16 protein-coding genes and 5 pseudogenes are annotated in these 20,990 nt (G+C 70.5%); 13 read left to right on the forward strand and 8 right to left on the reverse strand.

Annotation, left to right across the window (positions count from 1 at the left end):
• Positions 1-450 precede the first annotated feature (450 nt).
• The 6 genes and pseudogenes from ACH4RG_RS21500 to ACH4RG_RS21525 all read left to right on the forward strand — a co-directional run bounded on the left by ACH4RG_RS21500 (position 451) and on the right by ACH4RG_RS21525 (position 6,637).
• On the forward strand, positions 451-819 hold the full coding sequence (locus tag ACH4RG_RS21500; protein ID WP_398539973.1) for a hypothetical protein: 369 nt from the start codon (positions 451-453) through the stop codon (positions 817-819).
• A 259-nt stretch (positions 820-1,078) separates the two neighbouring features.
• The gene (locus tag ACH4RG_RS21505; protein WP_397917964.1) at positions 1,079-1,327 is read left to right on the forward strand and encodes a hypothetical protein; all 249 of its coding nucleotides are present in this window, start codon (positions 1,079-1,081) and stop codon (positions 1,325-1,327) included.
• 254 nt (positions 1,328-1,581) lie between these two features.
• Positions 1,582-2,913: pseudogene (locus tag ACH4RG_RS21510) on the forward strand (VWA domain-containing protein); the annotation flags it as partial.
• A 1,086-nt stretch (positions 2,914-3,999) separates the two neighbouring features.
• Positions 4,000-4,557 (forward strand): annotated as a pseudogene (locus tag ACH4RG_RS21515) (CHAT domain-containing protein); the annotation flags it as partial.
• 22 nt (positions 4,558-4,579) lie between these two features.
• Entirely contained in the window at positions 4,580-5,740 is a 1,161-nt protein-coding gene (locus ACH4RG_RS21520; RefSeq protein WP_397917965.1) for a hypothetical protein, read from the forward strand.
• A 285-nt stretch (positions 5,741-6,025) separates the two neighbouring features.
• Positions 6,026-6,637 carry a hypothetical protein gene (locus tag ACH4RG_RS21525; protein WP_397917966.1) on the forward strand — a complete coding sequence of 204 codons (612 nt, stop codon included), beginning with the start codon at positions 6,026-6,028 and terminating at the stop codon, positions 6,635-6,637.
• 379 nt (positions 6,638-7,016) lie between these two features.
• Here ACH4RG_RS21525 and ACH4RG_RS21530 read toward each other — a convergent pair.
• From ACH4RG_RS21530 to ACH4RG_RS21545, 4 genes and pseudogenes are all read right to left on the reverse strand, one after another.
• A pseudogene (locus tag ACH4RG_RS21530) lies at positions 7,017-7,454 on the reverse strand (transcriptional regulator); the annotation flags it as partial.
• A gap of 106 nt (positions 7,455-7,560) precedes the next feature.
• Positions 7,561-8,148: an N-acetylmuramoyl-L-alanine amidase gene (locus ACH4RG_RS21535; RefSeq protein WP_397917967.1), complete on the reverse strand. Its 588-nt coding sequence runs from the start codon at positions 8,146-8,148 to the stop codon at positions 7,561-7,563.
• A gap of 393 nt (positions 8,149-8,541) precedes the next feature.
• Positions 8,542-9,933: an SWF or SNF family helicase gene (locus ACH4RG_RS21540; protein WP_397927365.1), complete on the reverse strand. Its 1,392-nt coding sequence runs from the start codon at positions 9,931-9,933 to the stop codon at positions 8,542-8,544.
• The gene (locus tag ACH4RG_RS21545) at positions 9,930-13,019 is read right to left on the reverse strand and encodes a DEAD/DEAH box helicase (protein WP_398539974.1); all 3,090 of its coding nucleotides are present in this window, start codon (positions 13,017-13,019) and stop codon (positions 9,930-9,932) included. Before ACH4RG_RS21545 ends, ACH4RG_RS21540 begins: the two co-directional genes overlap by 4 nt.
• Before the next feature lie 257 nt (positions 13,020-13,276).
• Here ACH4RG_RS21545 and ACH4RG_RS21550 point away from each other — a divergent pair, with 257 nt between their 5' ends.
• Positions 13,277-14,368, forward strand: a complete 1,092-nt coding sequence (locus ACH4RG_RS21550; protein ID WP_398539975.1) for a fatty acid desaturase family protein — start codon at positions 13,277-13,279, stop codon at positions 14,366-14,368.
• Between the two features lie 59 nt (positions 14,369-14,427).
• Positions 14,428-14,610 carry a hypothetical protein gene (locus tag ACH4RG_RS21555; protein ID WP_026291218.1) on the forward strand — a complete coding sequence of 61 codons (183 nt, stop codon included), beginning with the start codon at positions 14,428-14,430 and terminating at the stop codon, positions 14,608-14,610.
• On the opposite strand, the pseudogene ACH4RG_RS21560 reads toward ACH4RG_RS21555, so the two are convergent.
• Positions 14,594-15,072, reverse strand: a pseudogene (locus ACH4RG_RS21560) (hypothetical protein); the annotation flags it as partial. The gene ACH4RG_RS21555 and the pseudogene ACH4RG_RS21560 sit on opposite strands and share 17 nt — an antisense overlap.
• A gap of 129 nt (positions 15,073-15,201) precedes the next feature.
• On the opposite strand from ACH4RG_RS21560, the gene ACH4RG_RS21565 reads away from it, so the two are divergent.
• Positions 15,202-16,107, forward strand: a complete 906-nt coding sequence (locus tag ACH4RG_RS21565) for an oxygenase MpaB family protein (protein ID WP_397917971.1) — start codon at positions 15,202-15,204, stop codon at positions 16,105-16,107.
• Between the two features lie 97 nt (positions 16,108-16,204).
• Here the strand turns inward: ACH4RG_RS21565 and ACH4RG_RS21570 are convergent, their stop codons facing one another.
• A complete protein-coding gene (locus tag ACH4RG_RS21570; RefSeq protein WP_398539976.1) occupies positions 16,205-16,807 on the reverse strand; it encodes a methyltransferase domain-containing protein in 603 nt (200 codons plus the stop codon).
• A 59-nt stretch (positions 16,808-16,866) separates the two neighbouring features.
• A pseudogene (locus ACH4RG_RS21575) lies at positions 16,867-16,947 on the reverse strand (TerD family protein); the annotation flags it as partial.
• 270 nt (positions 16,948-17,217) lie between these two features.
• Here ACH4RG_RS21575 and ACH4RG_RS21580 point away from each other — a divergent pair.
• On the forward strand, positions 17,218-17,874 hold the full coding sequence (locus ACH4RG_RS21580; RefSeq protein WP_398163502.1) for a GTP-binding protein: 657 nt from the start codon (positions 17,218-17,220) through the stop codon (positions 17,872-17,874).
• Positions 17,875-17,898: 24 nt separating this feature from the next.
• Here ACH4RG_RS21580 and ACH4RG_RS21585 read toward each other — a convergent pair whose 3' ends face one another.
• Entirely contained in the window at positions 17,899-18,327 is a 429-nt protein-coding gene (locus tag ACH4RG_RS21585) for a PPOX class F420-dependent oxidoreductase (protein ID WP_397917974.1), read from the reverse strand.
• 140 nt (positions 18,328-18,467) lie between these two features.
• On the opposite strand from ACH4RG_RS21585, the gene ACH4RG_RS21590 reads away from it, so the two are divergent.
• The 3 genes from ACH4RG_RS21590 (at position 18,468) to ACH4RG_RS21600 (ending at position 20,649) form a co-directional block, all read left to right on the forward strand.
• A complete protein-coding gene (locus ACH4RG_RS21590; RefSeq protein WP_397917975.1) occupies positions 18,468-18,881 on the forward strand; it encodes a roadblock/LC7 domain-containing protein in 414 nt (137 codons plus the stop codon).
• 109 nt (positions 18,882-18,990) lie between these two features.
• Positions 18,991-20,121: a DUF6397 family protein gene (locus ACH4RG_RS21595; RefSeq protein ID WP_397927369.1), complete on the forward strand. Its 1,131-nt coding sequence runs from the start codon at positions 18,991-18,993 to the stop codon at positions 20,119-20,121.
• 39 nt (positions 20,122-20,160) lie between these two features.
• Entirely contained in the window at positions 20,161-20,649 is a 489-nt protein-coding gene (locus tag ACH4RG_RS21600; protein ID WP_397918129.1) for a GNAT family N-acetyltransferase, read from the forward strand.
• Positions 20,650-20,990: the final 341 nt, after the last annotated feature.

The following is a 20,990-nucleotide window of genomic DNA, read 5'->3' on the forward strand; positions in this document are numbered from 1 at the left end:
CGTGCTTCCAGTCTCAACCGGAGTGGTGCTGTTGAGGAACGTCAGGGCTTCGCTGGGCTGCCCGCTGAGGCAGTGCACAAGGACTGGACTTCTCCTTGCCGCCCGTCGAAGAGGCGCCGGCCCACGACGCGGTGCTGCTCGGCGTGGGCCAGCGCGTGGTCCCATCGGCCGGCTGCGGCGAGGGCGCGGCCCCCCGTCACCGAGGAGAACGGATCACAGCCGCGGGCACATCTGTTGGTGGTCGGCCGAGGACTGCGTGAAGAACTTGAAGGACACGGTGCGGCCGTCGATGACCGCTTCAGTTCCCGAAGAGTGCGCGCCAGGTCCGGCATGCCGCAGTCCTTCGCGATCAGCGCTGCCTCGTTCAAGGCGACGGACGCGGAGTTCACCTTGCCCTTTTCCCGCTCTCGCTGCTCGGGGGGCATGTCGCGTGTGGTCGGCGAAGCCACCATGCGTCTCCGCCTCCTGGACGGGGCGATCGGCGAGGACCTGGTGTGGTCGACGACAGGCGCTGACGTCTTCGAGCCCTCGCTGCCGTGGCGTATGTTCCGGGGGCGGGACGGGCAGAAGCACTGGTCGGGAACGCATGGGTCTTTCACCGTGCGCGACGACGTCGTGTACGAGTCCCGGCTTGAGCTGACCCGCCTGCTCTACGCCGGCTTCGATCAGAAGGTGACGGCCGTCTTCGCCCAGCCGTTCCGCCTGTCCACCACCATGGACGGTCGTCGGCGCCGTGATGTGCCGGACGTCCTGGTGCTGCGTCTGTGCCCCGATGCCCACGCTCACGGAAGCCGGCGGGGTCTCGGAGCGCGGGCGTAGCCCTTGGCCTCGTATCGCGCATGGAGCTCTCGCGGGCCGGCGATGGGGCGACGAGCGACGGCAGATCCCTCCAGACGGTAGAGCGACTCCAACTTCTCCTGTTCTCCGTGCACTTCGCTCCACGTGTCTATACGTTGAATGACCATGAAGTGCTTCACGTTCCAGCGGGGCGCAGAACTTCGGAAAGAGGGGACAACTCCCTCGCTCCTTCATGTCTACCTCCCCGTAGCCCTCGGACGTAACCCGGAACTCACCGAACGTGTCCACGGCGTCCGCGCCGCGACCAAGGGCGACCCAACGCCCCCACGTCGGCGACGAGTGGCTCCACCTGACGCTCTACCGGCTGAGCGCCAGGCCGGCCGACGCGGTCACCGAAAGCGAACGGCAGGCACTGACCACGGAACTCACCAGCCGGATGCGGACCGTCGCCCTAGTTGATGTGGTCGCCGATGACACCGGGAAGACCATCACTTGGAAGACCTGGGAGACGGCCCCGCTCAGCGGCTGACTCCACACCATCAGTTCATCACTCCTGTTCGGGCGATCCCGCGGTGGTCGGACAGAGCGGCAGGGCCTCTTGGCAGCTCGGGGGTGCCGTTCGCGGCTCCACCACCGGGGAGGGCACGGCCTGAAGTTCAAGGATTCCGAGCTGCCCGTCATATCCGCAAGTGACACAACTACCAAGGGAACGTACACACGGTCGCGACCGGCTCGGGGATGTCACCGGGCTGCCACAGGAAGCATGAAGGGCAAACGCAATCCATGGCCAACTTCTTGAAGCCCTCTGCACTCCGGTTCAGCGTCGACGTGTACCAGAACGAGTACCTTCCGGAGGGCGGCCAGGAAGTCAACGCCATCGTGACGGTCACCTCGCCCGGCGGCATGCCGCTGCCGGTGTCGGACCCAGGCCAGACGTACTCGGGATCAGGGCCGAGCGCCGCGGTCGTCATCATGGTGGACTGCTCGGAGTCGATGGACTACCCGCCGACGAAGATGCGCAACGCGCGGGACGCCACCATGGCCGCCATCGAGACGCTGCGCGAAGGTGTCGCCTTCGCCGTGGTCGCCGGCACCCATGTCGCGAAGGAGGTCTTCCCCGGTGACGGCCGGCTCGTGGTGGCTGACGCCGCCACTCGTGGCCAGGCCAAGGACGCGCTGCGCAGGCTGAGCGCGGGCGGCGGCACCGCGATCGGCACCTGGCTGCGCCTCGCCGACCAGTTGCTGACCTCGGCCGATGTGCCCATCCGGCACGGCATTCTGCTGACCGACGGGCACAATGAGCACGAGGAGCCGGAGGAGCTGAAGGCTGCCCTGGACGCCTGCGCTGGACGCTTCACCTGTGACGCGCGTGGAGTGGGTACGGACTGGGAGGTCAAGGAGGTCACCGGGATCGCCTCCGCGCTGCTCGGCAGCGCGGACATCGTCGCCGACCCCTCGGGCCTGGCCGCGGACTTCACGCAGATGATGGAGAACGCGATGGGTAAGGAGGTCGCGGATGTGCGTCTGCGGCTGTGGACGCCGCAGGGCTCCGAGATCGCGTTCATCAAGCAGGTCGCGCCGACCGTCGAGGATCTCACCGAGCGGCGCACCGAGGCCGGGCCGCGCGCCGGGGACTACCCCACCGGCTCCTGGGGGGACGAGTCCCGCGACTACCACGTGTGCGTTCGGGTACCGGCCGCGTCCATCGGGCAGGAGATGCTGGGCGCGCGGATCTCGCTGATCCTGCCGCAGCCGGGCGACGAAGCCCCCCGAACCCTTGCACAGGGGCTGATACGAGCCGTGTGGACCGACGACATGGTCGCCACGGCCTCCATCAATCCGCAGGTCGCGCACTACACGGGCCAGGCGGAGCTGGCCCAGGTCATCCAGCAGGGGCTCGATCTGCGCAGAGCCGGTGACGAGGACGGAGCGACGGCGAAACTGGGCCGGGCCGTGCAGCTCGCCAGCGCCTCGGGGAACGCTGACACCGCGGAACTGCTCGCGAAGGTGGTGGACGTGGTGGACGCGACGGCAGGTACTGTTCGGCTGAAGGCAAAGGTCAGCGACGCCGACGAGATGACGCTTGAGACGCGGTCCTCCAAAACGGTCCGAGTGGCCCAGCCGGTCGGCACACGGGGGAACGACAGCACCGCGAAACTGTCCGGGCCGGTGGATATTGGTCATCCCGGGCCGGGACACGGCGGCGGTGCCGAATCGTCGGCTGTCGGCTCGGCAGCTGACAGCTCGGTGGGTCCTCACGGGCCGGGGCAACGCGGCGGCGCCGACGGCAGTGAAGGGTCCAGCTGGGAGCCACGGCTGCTGGAAGCGGAGTTGGTCGAGCAGGCTCCCCCCGGGCGGGAAGTGCCACTGCACGTGCGGGTCACGCGGGAGACCGGCGGTTCTGGCGTGGCACTTCGGGTCTTCCGTATCCCGGCAGAGGGAGCGCAGCTTGTCATCACCGTGCACGCTCCCGGTCTGCTGGCGTTGGGAGATCTGCAGCAGGAGCTGACCGTTCCTCCCGGTCGGGACTCGCACTGGCTGCAATTCGGCCTGCGCACCATGGCACCCGGACTCCATACCGTTACCGTACGGGCCTTCCATAAAGGCACCTTCCTCGGTGAACTGCGTGCCCAGGTCTCCGTGCAACCCGACACACCGGCCAGGGGCGGTCCGCCGCGCAGGGCGCCGCTCACCACTCTTGCATTCGATCCGGGGGAGGTGACCTTGCAGGTCCTCAGAGGCGCGGACGGCGCCTACAGCTTCCAGTTGCTCAGCGAAACCACCTACGCTCCTGAGTCCTTCCGTCTCGTAGCGGGTGACTCCCACGGTGCGAAGGAGCGGATCTACGACGAGCTTCGGCGTACCGCAGCCGCAGCCGGGCAGGACGGAGGCAAAGACCGGTACCAGCCCCGGGCACGTCGACGGCTGATCAATCTCGGCGTGCAACTGTGGGCGACGGCGGTGCCCGACGCCGTACGCCAGCAGTTCTGGGAGGAGGCCGGGCGCGTCACCGCTTTGACCGTTCTTGGTGAGCACGATGCCGTGCCCTGGGAACTGCTGTATCCCCTGGACGGCCAGCGGGAAGGCGACGGATTCCTCGCTGAGTGGCTTCCCGTGGTCCGCCGAGTCTTCGGGCAGGACCGGGTACGCGAGCTGTCCCTGACCCGTGCTGCCTTTGTGGTGCCGCCTGGCTCACCACCCGAAGCGGAGCGTGAAGTGGCCGCACTTCGGGCCAGACTGGGTGCAACTGTAACCGACGGTGGAACTCTGACCCATCGCGCCGCCGTGAGCGACCTCATCGACGAGGGGCTCAACGGGCTGCTGCACTTTGCCTGCCACAACTCTTTCACGAGTGCCGGCTCTCACGTCGCGATGGCGGACGGCCCCTTCGATCCGATCGATCTCGCCTACGCCACCCAGTCCGGAGCTTTGCGCGGCACCCACCCGCTGGTGTTCTTCAACGCGTGTCGCAGCGCCGGCCAGGTCGACTGGTTTTCCACCAGTCTGGGCTGGGCACCGCAGTTCCTGCGGGCCGGCGCAGGTGCGTTCGTCGGCACCCTGTGGCCGGTACGGTCCGACTCCGCGTTGCTCTTCGCCGACACCTTCTACGAGCGCCTGGTCACTGAGGGGGAGAATCTGGGTCAGGCGTCCCTGAACGCACGGCGAGCGATCCGCGAGCACAGCGGGGATCCCACCTGGTTGGCGTACGCCGTATACGGCAGTCCCGCAGCCTGCGCCGCCACCCCTGAGAACCACTAGTACGCACCAGAACAGGAGAGGCATGGACGAGCCGGTCTTCGTCGTTCACGGCGTCGGCAACCGCGACCCGCAAACCTTCATCACTACTGTCGCGGCCCTGCAGGCCGCCGCAGGAATGACCTTAGTGCCGGTCTACTGGGGTGATCTCGGCGCGGATGACCGTTTCATCGACCTCGCGCTCCCCTCCCGCTCCGCCGGGCTGCGAGATACACCCGAGACCGTTGACGCACCGACCAAGATGCTACTGGCCTCCCTGCTGGGCGAAACCGAACGGCCTGGCCCAGGAGACTTGCCAGCATCCCTGCGAGACGCCGTCCGCCAGGGCTTGGACCCTTCACAGAACAGCGGACTGCGTTACGGTCCCGAAAGTCCGGACGCGGACCAAGTGCTTGCGACACTCGCCGAGGAATGGCCGACAACCCACTGGCTGTCACTGGCAGCTGACCCCACCCTTCTCAGCGAGACGGGAAAGGCCATCGCGCACGCGGTCACCGACAGGCAGGAGCCAGATGATTCCTGGGCCGGACTTCGTGGCACAGCACCCGCTGACAGCACTCTCCGCTCACTGATCCGACGTCGGCTCGCGGACCTGGACCGCGTCGCAGGCGCGGCGATGCAGGCGGTCGCCGGCAGGATGAACCACAGCTTGCGCCACCGCCTCGGACCAGGCGCCACGCGGTTCCTTGGCGATGTACTCGTCTATCAGCGCCATCGCGAGCAGATCCACGCCCGGGTACGGGAACAGATCGCCGCCGTCGATCCCGAGCTGGGACGCCACCCGGACCGCCCCGTACGGCTGGTCGCACACAGTCTCGGCGGGGTGATCGCTGTCGACATGGCCACCGCACAAGTACCGCTGTGGACTTCGTCGCTTCTTACCTTCGGCTCCCAAGCGGCGTACTTCCACCTCTGTGACCCCCGCGGAGGCCAACTCTCGCCCTACACCGGTCACGAACCGGTCACCCTGCCGAACTCCCTGGCCCGCTGGACCAACCTGTGGCAACCACTCGACGTACTCGCCTTCGCCGCTTCCCGCGTCTTCCGCCTCTCCGACGGCACGTCCCCGGTCGACCTACCGCTGCCCCACTCCGTCACCGCAGGGCTATGGACGCACTCCGTGTACTGGGACCTGCCGGAACTCGCCTCCGCGATCAGCGACGCGATGCAACCACCGACATCGTGACCCCGAGACGTAACATCATGAGAGCGCTGAGCTCGTCGGCCCGCGCCTGGAGGCCCGTTACGGCGAGGGCGAGGTGAAGCTGCCCGGTCGCGCGGACGAGCTCACCACTCGCGCCGGCCAGGAGAACTCCGTGCCCGCGAGCACGGGTTGAACCGGGACCGTCTCCAGTGACTCTGCCCTCGAGAGAGGAGGTTGCAGAAAAACGTATGCTCGTCTTCTGAATCCGTTATCGTCGCGAGGGGGAGCCTCGAGAGCCCCAACATCGCTTCATGGGAGGGCAGCTGTATGTCGTGGTCCGAGAGCCTGCCGGAGGTCCTCACGCGGTCCGACTTCGCCTCGATGGTGGGGCGTGAACCGCGCAGTATCGAGCTGATGGCCAGCCGCGGGCTCGTCGCGGATCCGACCCACCGCAACCGCGGGAAGTATGTATGGGAGGAGGAGACCGCGGTGGGCTGGTTCCGCACGCTGCACGAGCACGCGGTGGTCGTGCCCGCGAACGACCTGGCGGTGAAGGAACTCGCCAGGTACAACGCATATCTGTGCCCGCTCAGCAGCAGTCACGTCGGGCTCGCGCGCCCCCGGCTCCTGGTGATGTACCGGCCCGGCGGCCAGGGCCAGGTCTTCCACGTCAACGCGGTGGAGACCGTCCACCAGCAGGTTCCCGGCACCCGTGGGACGACTTCTACGACGCAGAGCATCCCGCGTGACGGGGAGACGCTGGACGCGTCGCGGAAACCGTGGACCGTCTTCTACCTCAGCGAGGTCGGCGCGATCGACAAGATCACGCCGGCGATCCAGCAGGGGCGGTACCTGCCGGTCGACCGCGTCCGTAATGCGCTGACGTCTGGCCACCTCGTTGTCCCCACGCTCGACGAGGCGTTCCCCGCCAGGAACTGACCCCACCGATCCGGCGCCCGGATGCCCTGCGGCGCCCGCCTGCACGCACATGCTCGGACGGAGGCCAGAGGGTCGGCGTTCTGCGGCAGCCGGCCCTCCGCGTGGAGGCCGGTGACGAAGTCCGCCGGGTCCACCGCCGACGTGGTCGACGACTTCGTGATCGGAACAGCCATGAGCAGAGCAATCCGGGTTCGTGGGCTCGCCGACCTGGGGAGTAGTGGGCGGGACCCGATGGGTCGCGACCGGTGGAGGGTTTGCCCAGGGCGGTCCCGGCCAGCTTGAGGTGACGCCATCGACAGGGTCCCCGACCACCCAGATCGCCGGTACGCCAGCCGTGTAGTTCTTTGTCGCAGCACCCGTTCTTCGGCCTCGATCCTCAGGCCGTTCCCGGCGCGTTCGTCCCCGCCACGGGCCCGGCCCAGCGGGCGCCCTCCACGAGGTTCATCAGGCCGGCCCGCCGCCGCGCCGCCGTACGACCCTCGACTCACAGGAGTCGTCCGTGGGCGTCGCAGACGGCCAGCAGGTGTTCCCCGTCCATCGCGTACGCACCCATCAGCTCGCGGATCACGGGCATGGCACGGGCCAGGGGATGCGCCGCCCGGTAGGGCCCCAGCTCGTCCGGGGCGAGTTCCACCGCGGCGGCGTCGTCCGGGCTGTCCCGGGCCCGTGCCGAGCATCGCCAGGACGCGCCGACCACGGCACGGACCGGCCGCTCCAGGCGTCCCGCCGAGGTGAACACGTCATGGGCGCGGCGCGGTGCGCCGCACCGTTCGCCGGGATCGGTGTCCGCCGCCAGGGCCACCCAGGGATCCGTCAACTCGCTTCCCGACCACGGGCCTTCGTGCCCTCCCATCGTCGTCGCCCTCGGCCTCCGCGACAAGCTCGGTGCGGAGAGTCACCACCACGGGGGCCGGGGAGGTCGCTCAGGCGGCGTCGACGACGAGCCGGAGATAGCGTTCCCAGTCCCAGTGGACGCCCGGGTCGGTGTGGTCGCTGCCCGGTACCTCGTGATGGCCGACGATGTGCTCCCGGTTCTTGGGGATGCCGTGGCGGTCGCAGATGTCCGCGGTGAGTCGGGCGGACCGGAGGTACATGACGTCCGTGAAGAATTCCGGGCGGTCCACCCACCCTTCGTGCTCGATGCCGATGCTCCGGGTGTTCCAGCTCCAGTCGCCCGCGTGCCAGGCGATGTCCTTCTCGCGTACGCACTGGGCGACATGGCCGTCGCCGGAGCGCACCACGTAGTGGGCCGACACCTGCTTGGAGGGGTTGCGGAAGATGCCCGCGGTCGGCGTGAACAACTGTTGGGCGACATGGATGACGACGCGGTCGATCCGGCGATCCGAAGGACGGGAGGGGATGGTGTAGTTGGCGGCGGCGGCCGGAGCCCAGAGTGCCGTCGCGTAGTCGGTGGGGCCCTTCGGCGCCGCCGCCACGGCCCGCGCGGAGGCGGGCAGGACGGCCGCCGCCATGGTCGCGGCGGCGCACTGAACAATCCTTCTGCGGTGCAACGGCACTCCTGGGACCGGGGCGGACGGAACGGAACGGGCGGGACAGGGGCAGGGCGAGGGCAGAGACGAGCGGAGGACGGCGAGGAGGGGCGGCTCCGTACGGAGCCGAGCCGGGAAGGCCTCCCGGCTCGTGAATCACCCCACCCATGCAGATGACGAAGCCGCCGTGCATCCGGTTCCCCGCAGCCGCTGTCCGGACACGCCCCGACTCGCGCGCCCGCGCCCCCTACGTCTGTGCCTCCTACGCGTGCGGCTCCCGCGCCGACGGATTCCGCGTCGGAGGCACTGTTTCCCGCGAGCGATGGAAGGGCCCGACACCGCCGGCTTCTGCTTCCGGCGCCCCGCCTCCGGCGCGCGGCCGCCCGGCCCCACCCCCGCCCCCTCCCGGACGGTTCAGACAGCCGTGTCCGCCGTCCCGCCGTCGGCCCCCGCCAACGCGCCCGCCGGGTCGTCGTCCGCCGGTCCGGCAGGCACCCAACGACCGCGCTGCTTGCGGTAGGGCCACCACCGCCCGTTCCGGTCCAACCGGAGCTGGAGGTCGGCGCCCGCGACGGTCCAGCGGGCCCGGCCGTTCGCCCGCAGGCCCGGTCGCTCGCCCGCCTCCCACGCCTCGCCGAGCCGAGCACGGGCCCGCGCCAGGTCCTCCGGGTCCGGCGTCCACTCCTCGTCCAGCACGGCGAGTGCCGCGACCCCGCCGTACCGCCAGGCGCGGACCGCCGCGTCCAGGTCCGCGGCCGGGCGGCCGGATCCCGCGGCCAGCCGCGCCCCGATGCGCGGATCCGGCCGGGCGTCCGCGGCCAGCCGCACCGCGTCCTGCCGGGGAGTCAGCTCGACCGGGAGCGGCTGTCCTCCGTGCCCCGGGGCCAGCGCGTCCAGCAGCATCCGGTGCGCCCGCACCGCGCTGTCGGCCGCCAGCACCTCCAGCGCCGCCGGGTCGACCCCGGGCGCGGGGGCGGTGGCCGTGTCCAGCGCGGGCCCGAGCCCCGGTTCAGCGGGGGCCGGTGGGGGAGTGGGGAGCGGAGGCAGGATCCCGGCCGCCGCGAACGCCTCGGCGGCCGGGACTCCGTGGACCTCCCGCTCCGCGCCGCCGGCCGCCTCCCGCGCCCCGTCGCCGCCCGCCCGGACCGCTCGGGCGGCGCTGCGCCCCTGGAGTTCGTCCAGCAGCTGCCGCTCCTCGCGCCCCCGCATCAGCAGCAGGACGAACGGGTCCTCGTCCAGCAGGCGCGCCACTTGGTAGCAGAGGGCACCCGAGTGCGGGCAGTGGTCCCAGGTCCCACAGGTGCACTCCGGTTCCAGATCCCCGATGCCGGGCAGCAGCTCGACACCGGCACCCGCCGCGTCCTCCACCAGATGTGGCGGCATCTCCCGGTCCAGCAGCGCCGCGATGTGCCCGGCCCGGTCCACGGCCATGTCCAGGAACCGGTCCCAGGCGCCCGCGCCGAGCTGCTGGAGCAGGACGTCGCTGCGGTAGGCCGTGCCGTCGCGGTCCCGAACCACGGCCGTGATCCGCCCCGGCCGTACGGAGACCGCCCCGACCCTGCCCTCCCGGGCCAGCCGCCGGCCCTCCTTGAGCTGTTGGCCGTCCAACGCGGTGTCCTCCAAAGCCTTGAGCCACGCCAGCCCCCACCAGGACGTCGCGAAACCCCGGCCCCGCGCGGGGGGAAACGCCGCGAACACACGCTCCGCACCGCGCCGGCCGTCCCGCGACGCTCCGTCGGAGGCGCCCACGTCGCTCGTTCCGTACTCCGCTCCGTACGCGTAGTCGGCCTCGTAGTCATCGCTCATCGTGCGCACCCTCGCAGTTCGACCAGGTCGGCCAGTTCCGCATCGGTCAGTTCGGTCAGTGCCGCCTCGCCCGAGCCGAGCACCGCGTCCGCCAGCCCCTGCTTGCGGGCGAGCAGCTCGGCGATCCGGTCCTCGATCGTGCCCTCGGCGATCAGCCGGTGCACCTGCACCGGCTGCGTCTGGCCGATGCGGTACGCCCGGTCCGTCGCCTGCGCCTCGACCGCCGGGTTCCACCAGCGGTCGAAGTGCACGACGTGACCGGCCCGGGTGAGGTTGAGCCCGGTGCCCGCCGCCTTGAGGGACAGCAGGAACACCGGGGCCTCGCCCGCCTGGAAGCGGTTCACCATCTCCTCGCGCCGGGCCACGGGCGTACCGCCGTGCAGGAACTGCGTTCCCACCCCGCGCGCGGCCAGGTGTTCCTCCAGCAGCCGGGCCATCTGCACGTACTGCGTGAAGACCAGCACCGAACCCTGCTCGGCCAGGATGGTGTCCAGGAGCTCGTCCAACAGCTCGACCTTCCCCGACCGGTCCGCGATCCGTGGCTGTTCCTCCTTGAGGTACTGCGCCGGATGGTTGCAGATCTGCTTCAGCGCCGTCAGCAGCTTCATCACGAGCCCCCGCCGCTCGAAGCCGTCGGCGGCGGAGATCTCCGCCAGGGTCTCGCGGACCACCGCCTCGTACAGACCGGTCTGTTCCGGCGTCAGCGACACGGCCCGGTCGGTCTCGGTCTTCGGCGGCAGCTCCGGAGCGATCCCCGGATCGGACTTCCGGCGGCGCAGCAGGAACGGCCGCACCAGCGCCGCGAGCCGCTCGGCCGCGCCCGGGTCGCTGCCGCTCTCGACCGCTGCCGCGTACCGCGTACGGAAGGCGCCGAGCCGACCGAGCAGACCGGGCGTCGTCCAGTCCAGGATCGCCCACAGCTCGGAGAGGTTGTTCTCCACCGGGGTACCGGTGAGCGCGACCCGGGCCCGGGCCCCGATGGTCCGCAGCTGTTTGGCCGTCGCCGAGTGCGGGTTCTTGACGTGCTGCGCCTCGTCGATGACGACCATGCCCCAGGAGGCGGCGGCGAGCCGGGGTGCGTCGAGGCGCATGGTGCCGTACGTCGTCAGGACGAACTCGCCGTCCACCAGGCCTTCCAGGGAACGCGACGGGCCGTGGAAACGGCGTACGGTGGTGCCCGGCGCGAACCTCTCGATCTCCCGCTGCCAGTTGCCCATCAACGATGTCGGGCACACCACCAGCGTCGGACCGGCCGCGCCGCGGTCGTTCTGCCGGTGCAGATGCAGGGCGATGAGCGTGATCGTCTTGCCGAGGCCCATGTCGTCGGCGAGGCAGCCGCCGAGGCCGAGCGAGGTCATCGTGTTCAGCCAGTTCAGGCCGCGCAGCTGGTAGTCGCGCAAGGTCGCGGTGAGCGTCTCGGGCTGTCCGATCGACTGCTGGGCGGCGGACTCCGGGTCGGCCAGCCGGTCCCGCAACCGCTGGAGCCAGCCGGTCGCCGCCACCTCGACGCGACGGCCTGCCACCTCCGTCGAACCGGTCAGCACCGCGCCGAGAGCGTCGATCGGGGTGACCTTGCGGTCCTGGGTGTCCCGGGCGCGGCGCGCCTCCTCCGGGTCGACGAGCACCCACTGGTCGCGCAGCCGCACGATGGGCCTGGTGGACTCGGCGAGCCGGTCCAGCTCCTCGCGGGTCAGCTTCTGGTCGCCGAGGGCGAACCGCCAGTCGAACGACAGCAGTGCGTCGGCGGAGAGGAACGAGGGCACGTCCGCGGTGATGCGCCCCCGCGCCCCGGCCTCCTGCCCGACGCCTTCCCGGTCCGTGGGGTCCCGGTCGTCCGGGCCGATCACGGCCCGCGCCGTGAGCTTCCTGGCCAGTTCCTTGGGCCAGTGCACCTGAACTCCGGCGGCGGCCAGGGCACGCGAGGCGGACCCCAGCAGCTCGGCGATCTCCTCGTCGGCCGGTTCCACCGAGTCCGGCACCGCGGCGGAGAGCAACGGCGCCAGCGGCGGCCAGGCGCGGGCGGCCCGGCGCAGGGTGAGGAGGGCGTCCATCCGGGCCCGTGGCCCGAACGCGGCGGCGGTCCGCGAGTCGCCCGCCCACACCTCGGCCGCGTCGGCGACCAGAGTGGGATCGCTGACACTGTGGATCTGCAGCACGGCGCGGAACGACGGCGTGGCCGACTCCGGACCGGACCCCGACCCCACCCCTCCCTGGCCCGATCCCATCGCTTCCGGGGTGGCCTTGGGGCCCGCCTCCCTACCGCTCCGCTGAGAGGTCGCACCCGTGACCTCGATACGCAACGAGAGCCGCACGCCCGCGTCGTGACCGGCCGCCACACCGGCCACCCAGGCCCGCCCCTCGGGCAGGTGCTGCGGCTGCTGGGAGGTGAACGCGGGCCCCGCGGCGGCGAACCCTGCGGCCGGCGTACGGGGCATCGCGTCGGCCACCGCGTCGAGGAACGCGCGCAGCAGGCGCTCCGGTTCGGGCAGCAACGTCTCACCGACGGCGCCGCTCGTCGTGTTCCGCGCCGGTTGCCGTTCCCCAGCCCCGCCCGACGGGCCCGCACTGTCCGTGCTGCGGGGTCCGCCGGACACCCCGGGGCCGACCGACCGTCCGTCGCCCTCGTCCGGCACGGGTGTCGCGTGGGCGGTCGGCGGCATCGAAGCCGCCAGTTCCCGGATCCGTTCGAGGTCGTCGGTGTTCAGCGGCCCGATCCGCCAGGCGTCGTGGTCGGTACCGCTCAGCCCTGGCAACAGGAGGCCGCGGGCGACGAACTGGAGAGCGAGAAGCGCGGCGGCGCCCCAGAAGGCGGTGGCGGGAGAGGCACCCACGACCACCCGTGCCCGGGTCAGGACCGGCAGAGCCTCCCGCACGGGTAGGGACCGCGCCGTCACCGTACGGGGTCGCAGGTCGGTTCCGATGATGGTCAGCTCCGACGAAGGCCCGGGAGTGTCGGAAGGGGTGCTACCGTCCGGATTCCAGAACGCGATCCTGCCGGTACGGGCGGGATCCGCGGGGACGAAGACCGCGGAGCAGCGAGCCAGTTCGGCGATCTCGGAGGGCGTTGCCGCAGGGTGCCTGTGCACAGCGATGTCAGATTCCTCAAATTTGACTAGTGGGCGGAGTCGCCGAGGGTACTCCATACGGAGCGGCGACAGGCCGTTGGGGCATGTGGTGTGCGTCACTCCCGCTCCCTTCCCGGTCCCGATGGTGCAGCCGGCCCCACCCTCGGGACCGGGGGTCTGCCCCAGGAAGACCAGGGTGGTGGTGCCATGGTCCGCACCCGCCCCCGGCCCGTACGTTCCATGAGGTCAGCGCATATGTTCCAGAGACCGGAGACGTCATGCCCCAGGCAACAGCCACTGTTGCGGATCCCCCCGACGAAAGCAGCCCGGACCGTCCGGCGGACGTTCGCCGGGCGGCGGCCGGGAGCGACTTCGCGCCGCTGTTGCGCGCCGTGCGGGACCAGGGACTGCTGGACCGCCGCACGGACCGGTATGCGCTCGGCATCGCCGCCAATCTGGCGTCCCTGGGCGCGGTGATCACCGGATTCGTCCTGCTGGGCGACACCTGGTGGAGCCTGCTCCTCACCCTGCCGCTGGCGGTCTTCTGGACCCGTACGGCCTTCGTCGCTCACGACGCGGGGCACGCCCAGATATCCGGCGACCGTAGGACGAGCAGGCTGATCGGTCTCTTGCACGCCAATCTGCTCCTCGGTATGAACGAGGCATGGTGGAACGACAAGCACGTACGCCACCACGCCAACCCGAACCACATCGACAAGGATCCCGATGTCGGTGTCGGCGCTCTGGTCTGGACCCAGAAACAGGCGGCGCAGCGTGAGGGGTTCGCCCGCTGGCTCACCAGGAACCAGGCCTGGCTGTTCTTCCCGATGCTCCTGCTCGAAGGCATCGCCCTGAAGATCTACGGATTCCAGTTCCTGCGCCGCCAGCCCCTCCGGGAACGGGCCGTCTCGGGGCTGCTGCTGACCGCGCACTTCGCCCTCTACGCGACGCTGCTGCTCAGCACGCTGTCCCCGGGCAAGGCGATCGTCTTCGCACTGGTGCTGCACGCGCTGTTCGGCCTCCACCTGGGCATGGCCTTCGCTCCGAACCACAAGGGGATGGAGATGCCCGACCCCGACGGCGAGCGCTGGGGCCACCTCCAACGACAGGTCCTGACCTCGCGCAACGTCCGCGGCGCCGTCCTGACCGACTGGTTCCTCGGCGGGCTCAACTACCAGATCGAGCACCACCTCTTCCCGAGCATGCCCCGCCCCCATCTGCGCCTCGCCCAGCCCCTGGTCAAGGCGCACTGCTCCGGTATCGGTATGCCGTACGCGGAGACCGGCCTGATCGAGTCGTACCGGCAGGCGCTGTCGCACATGCACGAGGTCGGCGAACCGCTGCGACAGCGCGGCCGACAGGGAACGTAAGGGCGCGCGGACGCGTTCACAGGACAGGAGCGGCGCCGGCCGCGAAGGAGGCGTGGACCATGTCGAATGGTGCGAAGGTCGCTATCGGTGGAGTGCTCGCGGCAGCGATCCTGTGGCCCCTGATCGGATTCTGGTGGGCGTTGCTCATCGTGATCGGTGTCCCCGTGGCGGGCTATCTGCTGCTGGACCCGTCCCAGCGGCGCAGGCTCCGCAGGATCAACCGCAAGCAGATCGGCCGCTGAGCCCGGATCCAGCCGGCCCGGTCTCGTCTAACGGCTCGCGCCACGCCGACCCCTGCGCGGCGATCTCGTCCGCCCCGAGCCGCCGCCGGGCCGGGCCCCAGGCATTCGTGTCGGGAGGGATCAGCAGTGCCGGGCCCTTCCCGTCCCTCACCGGATCATGCGGATCCGGCACACCGGACGCGGAGACGGCCAGGTCCATCGGCCGGCCCGGCAGGGCGCACACCATGGAGCGCTCGTCGGGGGAGAGGTCGTGCTCCATACCGCACCCCAGGCGGCGATGGCGAGGGCTGCCTGACCGTGGTCGTCCTCGACGACCACGGTCCACCGGGCTCCGTCACCGTCCTGCCCGAGGACTAGCCCGTAGCCCTCCTCGTACGGTTCGAGCGCGAGCGCGAGAGCACCGCACACTGCCACGTAGTCGTCCCCCAGCACGCTGGGAAACCGTGCGGGCGTCAGCACCATCGCGGTCAGCACCAGCAGCGCGTCGTCGGCGACCGGCTTCGTCCGCACCCGTCAAGGGTAAGCCGAAGGCCCGGGCACGGGGGAGGCCGCCGCGTAAGGTTGGACGTCCGGCCGAACGAGAGGGACAGCGTGGTGAAGCGGTACGACCGGCTGAAAGAGATTCAGCGACTCGACCCCGAGCGGGACTTCCTGGAGATCTACCGTCTCACCGTCACCCACGAGTTCCCCTGGGACATCGCCCGCGCCCTCGAACTGGCCCTGTACCGAACCTATGCCGTGCCCAGCATCGGCCGACTCCTCGATGAGACGGCTGAGTTGACGGAGCGCTCCCAGAAACGCTACGACGATACCGCCCTGCTGCTCGATACGGTGGTGGAGCACGGTTTCGACACCGACGACGGCCGCACCGCCGTCCGCCGCATCAACCGGATGCACCGCAGCTACGACATCAGCAACGACGACATGCGCTACGTCCTGTGCACGTTCGTCGTCACCCCGAAGCGATGGCTGGACAGCTTCGGCTGGCGACGTCTGTGCTGCCACGAGCGGGGCGCCTTCGCCGCGTACTACCGCACGCTCGGTGCTCATATGGGGATCAAGGACGCTCCCGAGACCTACGAGGACTTCGAGCGGACCCTCGACGCCTACGAGCACGAGCATTTCGGCTGGGACGAAGGAGCCCGCCGGGTAGCCGACGCGACCCTGGCACTGATGGCGTCCTGGTACCCGGCGCCCCTCGCCCCGCTGGTGCGCGGCGCCAGCCTCGCGCTCCTGGACGACTCGTTGCTCGGGGCGTTCCGCTACCGCCGCCCGGGGTCGGTGGCCCGCGGAGCGACCAGGGGTGCGCTCAGGCTCCGGGCTGGTGCCGTCCGGCTCCTGCCGCCCCGGAGGACGCCCCACTACGCGCGCCAGAACCCCGAGATCAAGGGATATCCGAACGGGTACGAGATCGCGGAGCTCGGTACGTTCCCCACGCCGGGCGTCCGGGGCTGCCCGGTACCCGGCCGCCGCCCGTCGCGGTCACCCGCCGAGTGACGCGACGTGCCCCGCCGGAAGATGCGCGGGGCGCCACGGCAGCGCCCGGCTCGGATGCTTTCCGCGTCTGGCGGTGGGCCCGGCCGTGCCCTCGGTCTCAGGGCTGCCTGACGGCGAGGGCGAGAAAGCGGTCGTCCTCGTCCGTGTAGGACTCCAACCGCCACCCCGCACCCGCCAGCAGCACGCGCAGCCTCGGCTCGGCCCGCAGGTCGTCGTCGGTGACGGTCCATCCCTGACGTGCGGCGAGGGCGGCCCGGCCGATCGGGTGGAACAGAGCCAGGACCCCACCCGGCCGGACCACGCGGGCGAGTTCCGCCGCATCGGTCTCGGGGCGGGCCAGATGAGAGATCAGCCCCGCTCCGAACACCGCGTCCAGGACTCCATCACGCAGCGGCAGCCGCGCGACGTCAGCACGGACGAGTGTCCCGCTGTCCCCTTGTCCCGCCCGCACCGCGGCCTCCAGCATGGCCGGAGTCAGGTCGACGCCCAGCACCGTGCCCTCCGGGCCGACCGCGGACCGGAGCGCGGGCAGTGCGCGCCCCGTCCCGCAGCCCGCGTCGAGCACGGCATCTCCGGGACGCAGTCCCAGCAGTCCGGCCGCGACGGCGTAGGCGGGGCTGTCGTCGGGGAACCGGCTGTCCCAGCCGGCCGCACGCGGAGTGAAGAAGTCCAGGACGTGATGGGTGTGGTCGTCGGCCATGCAGACATGATCGCGCAACCGGCGTGGGACGTGCCGCCACCGCGGCGCGATCTGTCCGGTCAGACGTTGACGCCGTAGTCCGAGGCGATGCCCGCCAGGCCGGACGCGTAACCCTGGCCGACGGCCCGGAACTTCCACTCGACGTCGTTGGCCCGGTTCACCACGCGGACGGCCCGCCGCCGCCGCTCGTTCCGGACAGCCGAGAACAACCAGTGCAGGGGTCGTGTCGGAGGGGGCCGAGGGCCCTGAGGGACGTCCGGCCCGACCAAAACCGGTGCAATGACGTCGGGATGCAGCAAAGAGTGACGTCGGTAGAACCGCATCGGTCAAGAACGATCAACCTGCTCGCTCGGACTCGACCGGTTGCCATGCTGTCGGCCCTTGGCGATTCCTGAGGAGAGTAGAGACGCATGCCCTCCGAGCACATCGATGGAGACAAGATCCCCCGCACCGCCCACCGCGCCCCCGAGAACGTGGGCAGGCGCATGGTCGGAGAGAACGTCGCGCTCACCCTGAAGATCGTGGTCGCGGGCGGCTTCGGCGCCGGGAAGACAACCCTGGTCGGCTCGGTCAGCGAGATTCGCCCGGTGTACTCCGAGGAGACGCTGAGCGAGAGTGGGCGGTGCCAGGGCGGCACCGACAGGGTGGAGCGGAAGGCCACCACGACCGTAGCGATGGATTTCGGCCGTATCACCGTCCACCCCGGCCTGACGCTCCACCTGTTCGGCACGCCGGGACAGGACCGCTTCCGGTTCCTTTGGAACGAGCTGTGCGAGGGCGCCCTCGCGGCGATCGTGCTCGCGGACACCCGGCGGCTCGGGGACTGCTTCACCGCCGTCGACTACTTCGAGCGCGGGCGTATTCCGTTCGTCGTCGCCGTCAACCGGTTCCCCGGCGCCCCCGACCACACGGAGCGCGATGTCGCGCGGGCGCTCGACCTCGACCGGGGTACTCCGGTCGTGCTGTGCGACGCCCGCGACCGGGCATCCGGAAAAGAAGTCCTGATCCGTACGGTCGATTACGCCGGGCGCATGCACACCGCCCGGCTCCTCGCCTCCGTCGGCTGACGGCCCGGCATCGCGACCGGCCCGTCAGCCGACCATGTCAGCCATCGCGACCACCTTGTCGATCCGCACCCGTACGACCAGTTCGCCGGGCACGCCGTTGCGCCGGCCGAACTCCTCGGCGGCGTCGGCCTCCACGTAACGGTGGGCGATCAGCGTCGCCCACCTCAGCAGTTCCCCGGGGTCCGTGCTCAGCTCGGCATGCCCCTGCACCACCGCGAACGCGTACGGAGGCCGGTCGTCGTCGACGCAGAGGGAGACCCGCCCGTCGCGTGCGAGGTTGCGCCCCTTCACGCTCTCCTCGCCGGTGTTGAAGACCACCGAATCGCCGTCGAGGAGGAACCAGACGGGTGCGATGTGCGGACTGCCGTCGGCCCGCACCGTCGAAACCTTCGCCGTGCGCGTGCCCTTCGAGAGGAAGGCCCGCCATTCTTCTTCGGTCATGTGGTGTGCCATGGGCTCATCCTGAGCCCGATCCCGGCATGGCGCGAAGCGGCGCCCCCGGAGGCGACGGGCGCTTGCCCCCGCGGTGCCGTTGCGCGAGGCTTACGCGCGTAGCGGGGCACGGGGAACGAGGGTACGGGGAGGACGAGCACATGCCGCTTGACCGGGGACTTGACTGGCTCCTTGACGATCTCACCAGCAGGGTGCAATTCATACGGCACGCCTTGGTGCTGTCGAACGACGGACTGGTCACCGGGGCCAGCACCGGGCTCGCCCGCGAGGACGCGGAACACCTGGCGGCGGTCTCCTCAGGCCTGCAGAGCCTGGCGCGCGGCTCGGGGCGCCACTTCAGGGCGGGCCGGGCGCGTCAGACCATGGTCGAGTTCGACGAGGCGCTGCTCTTCGTGACGGCCGCCGGCGACGGCAGCTGTCTGTGCGTGCTGACCGCCGCCGAAGCCGACGTCGGCCAGGTCGCCTACGAGATGACCCTGCTCGTCAACCGGGTCGGCGAACACCTCGGAGTCTCCGTTCGTCAGGGCGGACCCGAAGACATGGAACCCTTCTGACCTGTACTCATCATCGCCGACCAAGAGTTATCCACAGGGGTGACGGGCGATGACTCCCTCGAGCTACCGTCATCACGGAGAGTGATCGAGTCGATGGGGGAGGACAGTCATGACGGTCAAGGAAGTGTTCCGAGCACACTCCGGGATCCGGGGCACGGACACCAGGGCCCAGGCCGCCCGGGCCGGGGCCCGGGGCGCACGGGCCATCGGCACGACCGCCCGGGGCGCTGCCCATGCCGAGGACACCGGCCCACAGGTGGAGGGCGAGGGCGGGCGAAGCGCATCCGCCGCCCCGGCGGCGACGGTCGCGGCCGGCCGCGCGGCCCAGGAGCTGGGCATCCGGCGTGCGGAGTTCGAGCTCGCGGTACACCTCGGGCTGATCGCCGTCGTCGGCGCACCGGGCGGTGGGCGGCCACGGGTGCGCGAGGAGGAGATCGCGCGCCTGCGGGAGCAGCCGGGCTTTCCCGATGGCCTGGCGGAGCGGGTCCGCACCGTCGGAACAGCGGAAGGAGCGGCCCTGTTGGGCATCGCTCCGGCGCGGTTCACCCGGCTTGCCCGGGCAGGATGCGTCTCACCGGTCACGTTCTATCTGAACCGGTATCGCGCGGTGGTCTGGCTCTACCTCGCGGACGAGCTTGCCGCCTTCGCGGCCCGGGAACCCGACCTGCTGGCCGGACGGACGCCGTTGGGGATGCGCTCGATGCTCGAGTCGGGCGCCGACTGGCGGTCGCGCAACTGGCGCTCACAGCGCGTCGACCGGCTGCTGAACCGCACGAGGGACCCCTGGGCGCGAACGGCGGTCCAGGCGTCGGCACTGGACCCCGTGCAACTGGCGGAAGTGGTGGACGACCCCTATGAACGCGCCTATCTCGTGCGCGTCCGGCCGGAGCCCGTCTTCGGGCGCCCGGGCTCGATGACGGCGAGGGAGGCCATGGGAGAGCTGATGCTGGCCGATCACCCCGACGAAATCCTCTGGCGGCGGGTCAACCTGACGCTGGAGCTGGACGGGGCACGCGAGGACCGGCCGGCCCCGCGCCCCGGCGACGACGGCGCACCCCGAGCGGTGCCCGCCGTCAGGACCGGCGCCGTTACCCGTAACGTGCCCGCGCTCGCGGCAACCGCCGCCGACCCTGCTCCGCCGTCCGCCGGCGCCGGGGCGTCAGGCTCCGCCGCGGCGGGTGTGCCGACCGGAAAGGGCCTGCTCGCGAGGTTGGGATGGCGTGGGCGCGGAGCCGGATAGGTGTTCGCGCCGATCGTTCGGATGGGCCATGCTGTCCGCATGTTGATCAGGGAAGCAACCTCCGAGGACTGGCCTGCCATCTGGCCGTTCTTCCATGCGATCGTCTCCGCGGGCGAGACGCTCACCTATCCCCTCGATCTCGGCGAGGAGGACGCCGCAGGATGGTGGTTCGTCGCGGCGCCGAGCCGGGTCGTCGTCGCCGTGGACGATGCCGGGACCGTGCTCGGCACGGCGAAGATGAACCGCAACCACATGGGAAACGGAGCGCACATAGCCAGCGCCACGTACATGGTCGACCCCGCTCACTCCGGCCGGGGAGTGGGGCGTGCGCTGTGCGAGTACTCGGTCGACTGGGCTCGGGCCGAGGGCTATCGGGCCATGCAGTTCAACGCGGTGGTCGAGACCAACACTCACGCCGTCAAGTTGTACCGTTCGATCGGCTTCGACGTGATCGGAACCCTTCCGGAGGGCTTCAATCACCCGACCGAGGGTTATGTGGGGCTTCACATCATGCACAAGGCGCTGTGACGACAGAGCGTCTTCACAGCGCCACGCCCGCACCTGCGGGGTGGGCGCGGCGATCAGCCGAAGGGGGATCAGGTGGCGGCCCAGCTCCGGCCCCGGCAGCGTACGACCCGCCGGGCCGGCGTCGGCCGCGCCCCTAGCCCGACTCTGTCGGGGATCTTGAAATTCCTCGGTGCGGCAGCGTGATCAACGGGCATGCTCGGGTAGTTCCGCCGACCGATACAGCTGTCGAGGTGCCCGTTGTCCCTTCGCCCCCGTTCCGGTGAGCAAGTCCCTTCTCTGACCGCGCAGATCGCGCGGGCGAGCAATCCGGGCGGTACGACGGCGATATGGGTACGCGACCG

Source organism: Streptomyces sp. NPDC021019, assembly GCF_044333295.1.
In the GTDB taxonomy this organism is placed as follows: domain Bacteria; phylum Actinomycetota; class Actinomycetes; order Streptomycetales; family Streptomycetaceae; genus Streptomyces.

Bases quoted from the DNA above. Each gene is read 5' to 3' on its own strand.
- ACH4RG_RS21500 (WP_398539973.1), top strand. From the start codon at position 451: ATGCGTCTCCGCCTCCTGGACGGGGCGATCGGCGAGGACCTGGTGTGG.
- ACH4RG_RS21520 (WP_397917965.1), top strand. From the start codon at position 4,580: ATGGACGAGCCGGTCTTCGTCGTTCACGGCGTCGGCAACCGCGACCCG.
- ACH4RG_RS21525 (WP_397917966.1), top strand. From the start codon at position 6,026: ATGTCGTGGTCCGAGAGCCTGCCGGAGGTCCTCACGCGGTCCGACTTC.
- ACH4RG_RS21540 (WP_397927365.1), bottom strand. From the start codon at position 9,933: ATGAGCGATGACTACGAGGCCGACTACGCGTACGGAGCGGAGTACGGA.
- ACH4RG_RS21550 (WP_398539975.1), top strand. From the start codon at position 13,277: ATGCCCCAGGCAACAGCCACTGTTGCGGATCCCCCCGACGAAAGCAGC.
- ACH4RG_RS21555 (WP_026291218.1), top strand. From the start codon at position 14,428: ATGTCGAATGGTGCGAAGGTCGCTATCGGTGGAGTGCTCGCGGCAGCG.
- ACH4RG_RS21570 (WP_398539976.1), bottom strand. From the start codon at position 16,807: ATGGCCGACGACCACACCCATCACGTCCTGGACTTCTTCACTCCGCGT.
- ACH4RG_RS21580 (WP_398163502.1), top strand. From the start codon at position 17,218: ATGCCCTCCGAGCACATCGATGGAGACAAGATCCCCCGCACCGCCCAC.
- ACH4RG_RS21585 (WP_397917974.1), bottom strand. From the start codon at position 18,327: ATGGCACACCACATGACCGAAGAAGAATGGCGGGCCTTCCTCTCGAAG.
- ACH4RG_RS21590 (WP_397917975.1), top strand. From the start codon at position 18,468: ATGCCGCTTGACCGGGGACTTGACTGGCTCCTTGACGATCTCACCAGC.
- ACH4RG_RS21595 (WP_397927369.1), top strand. From the start codon at position 18,991: ATGACGGTCAAGGAAGTGTTCCGAGCACACTCCGGGATCCGGGGCACG.
- ACH4RG_RS21600 (WP_397918129.1), top strand. From the start codon at position 20,161: ATGTTGATCAGGGAAGCAACCTCCGAGGACTGGCCTGCCATCTGGCCG.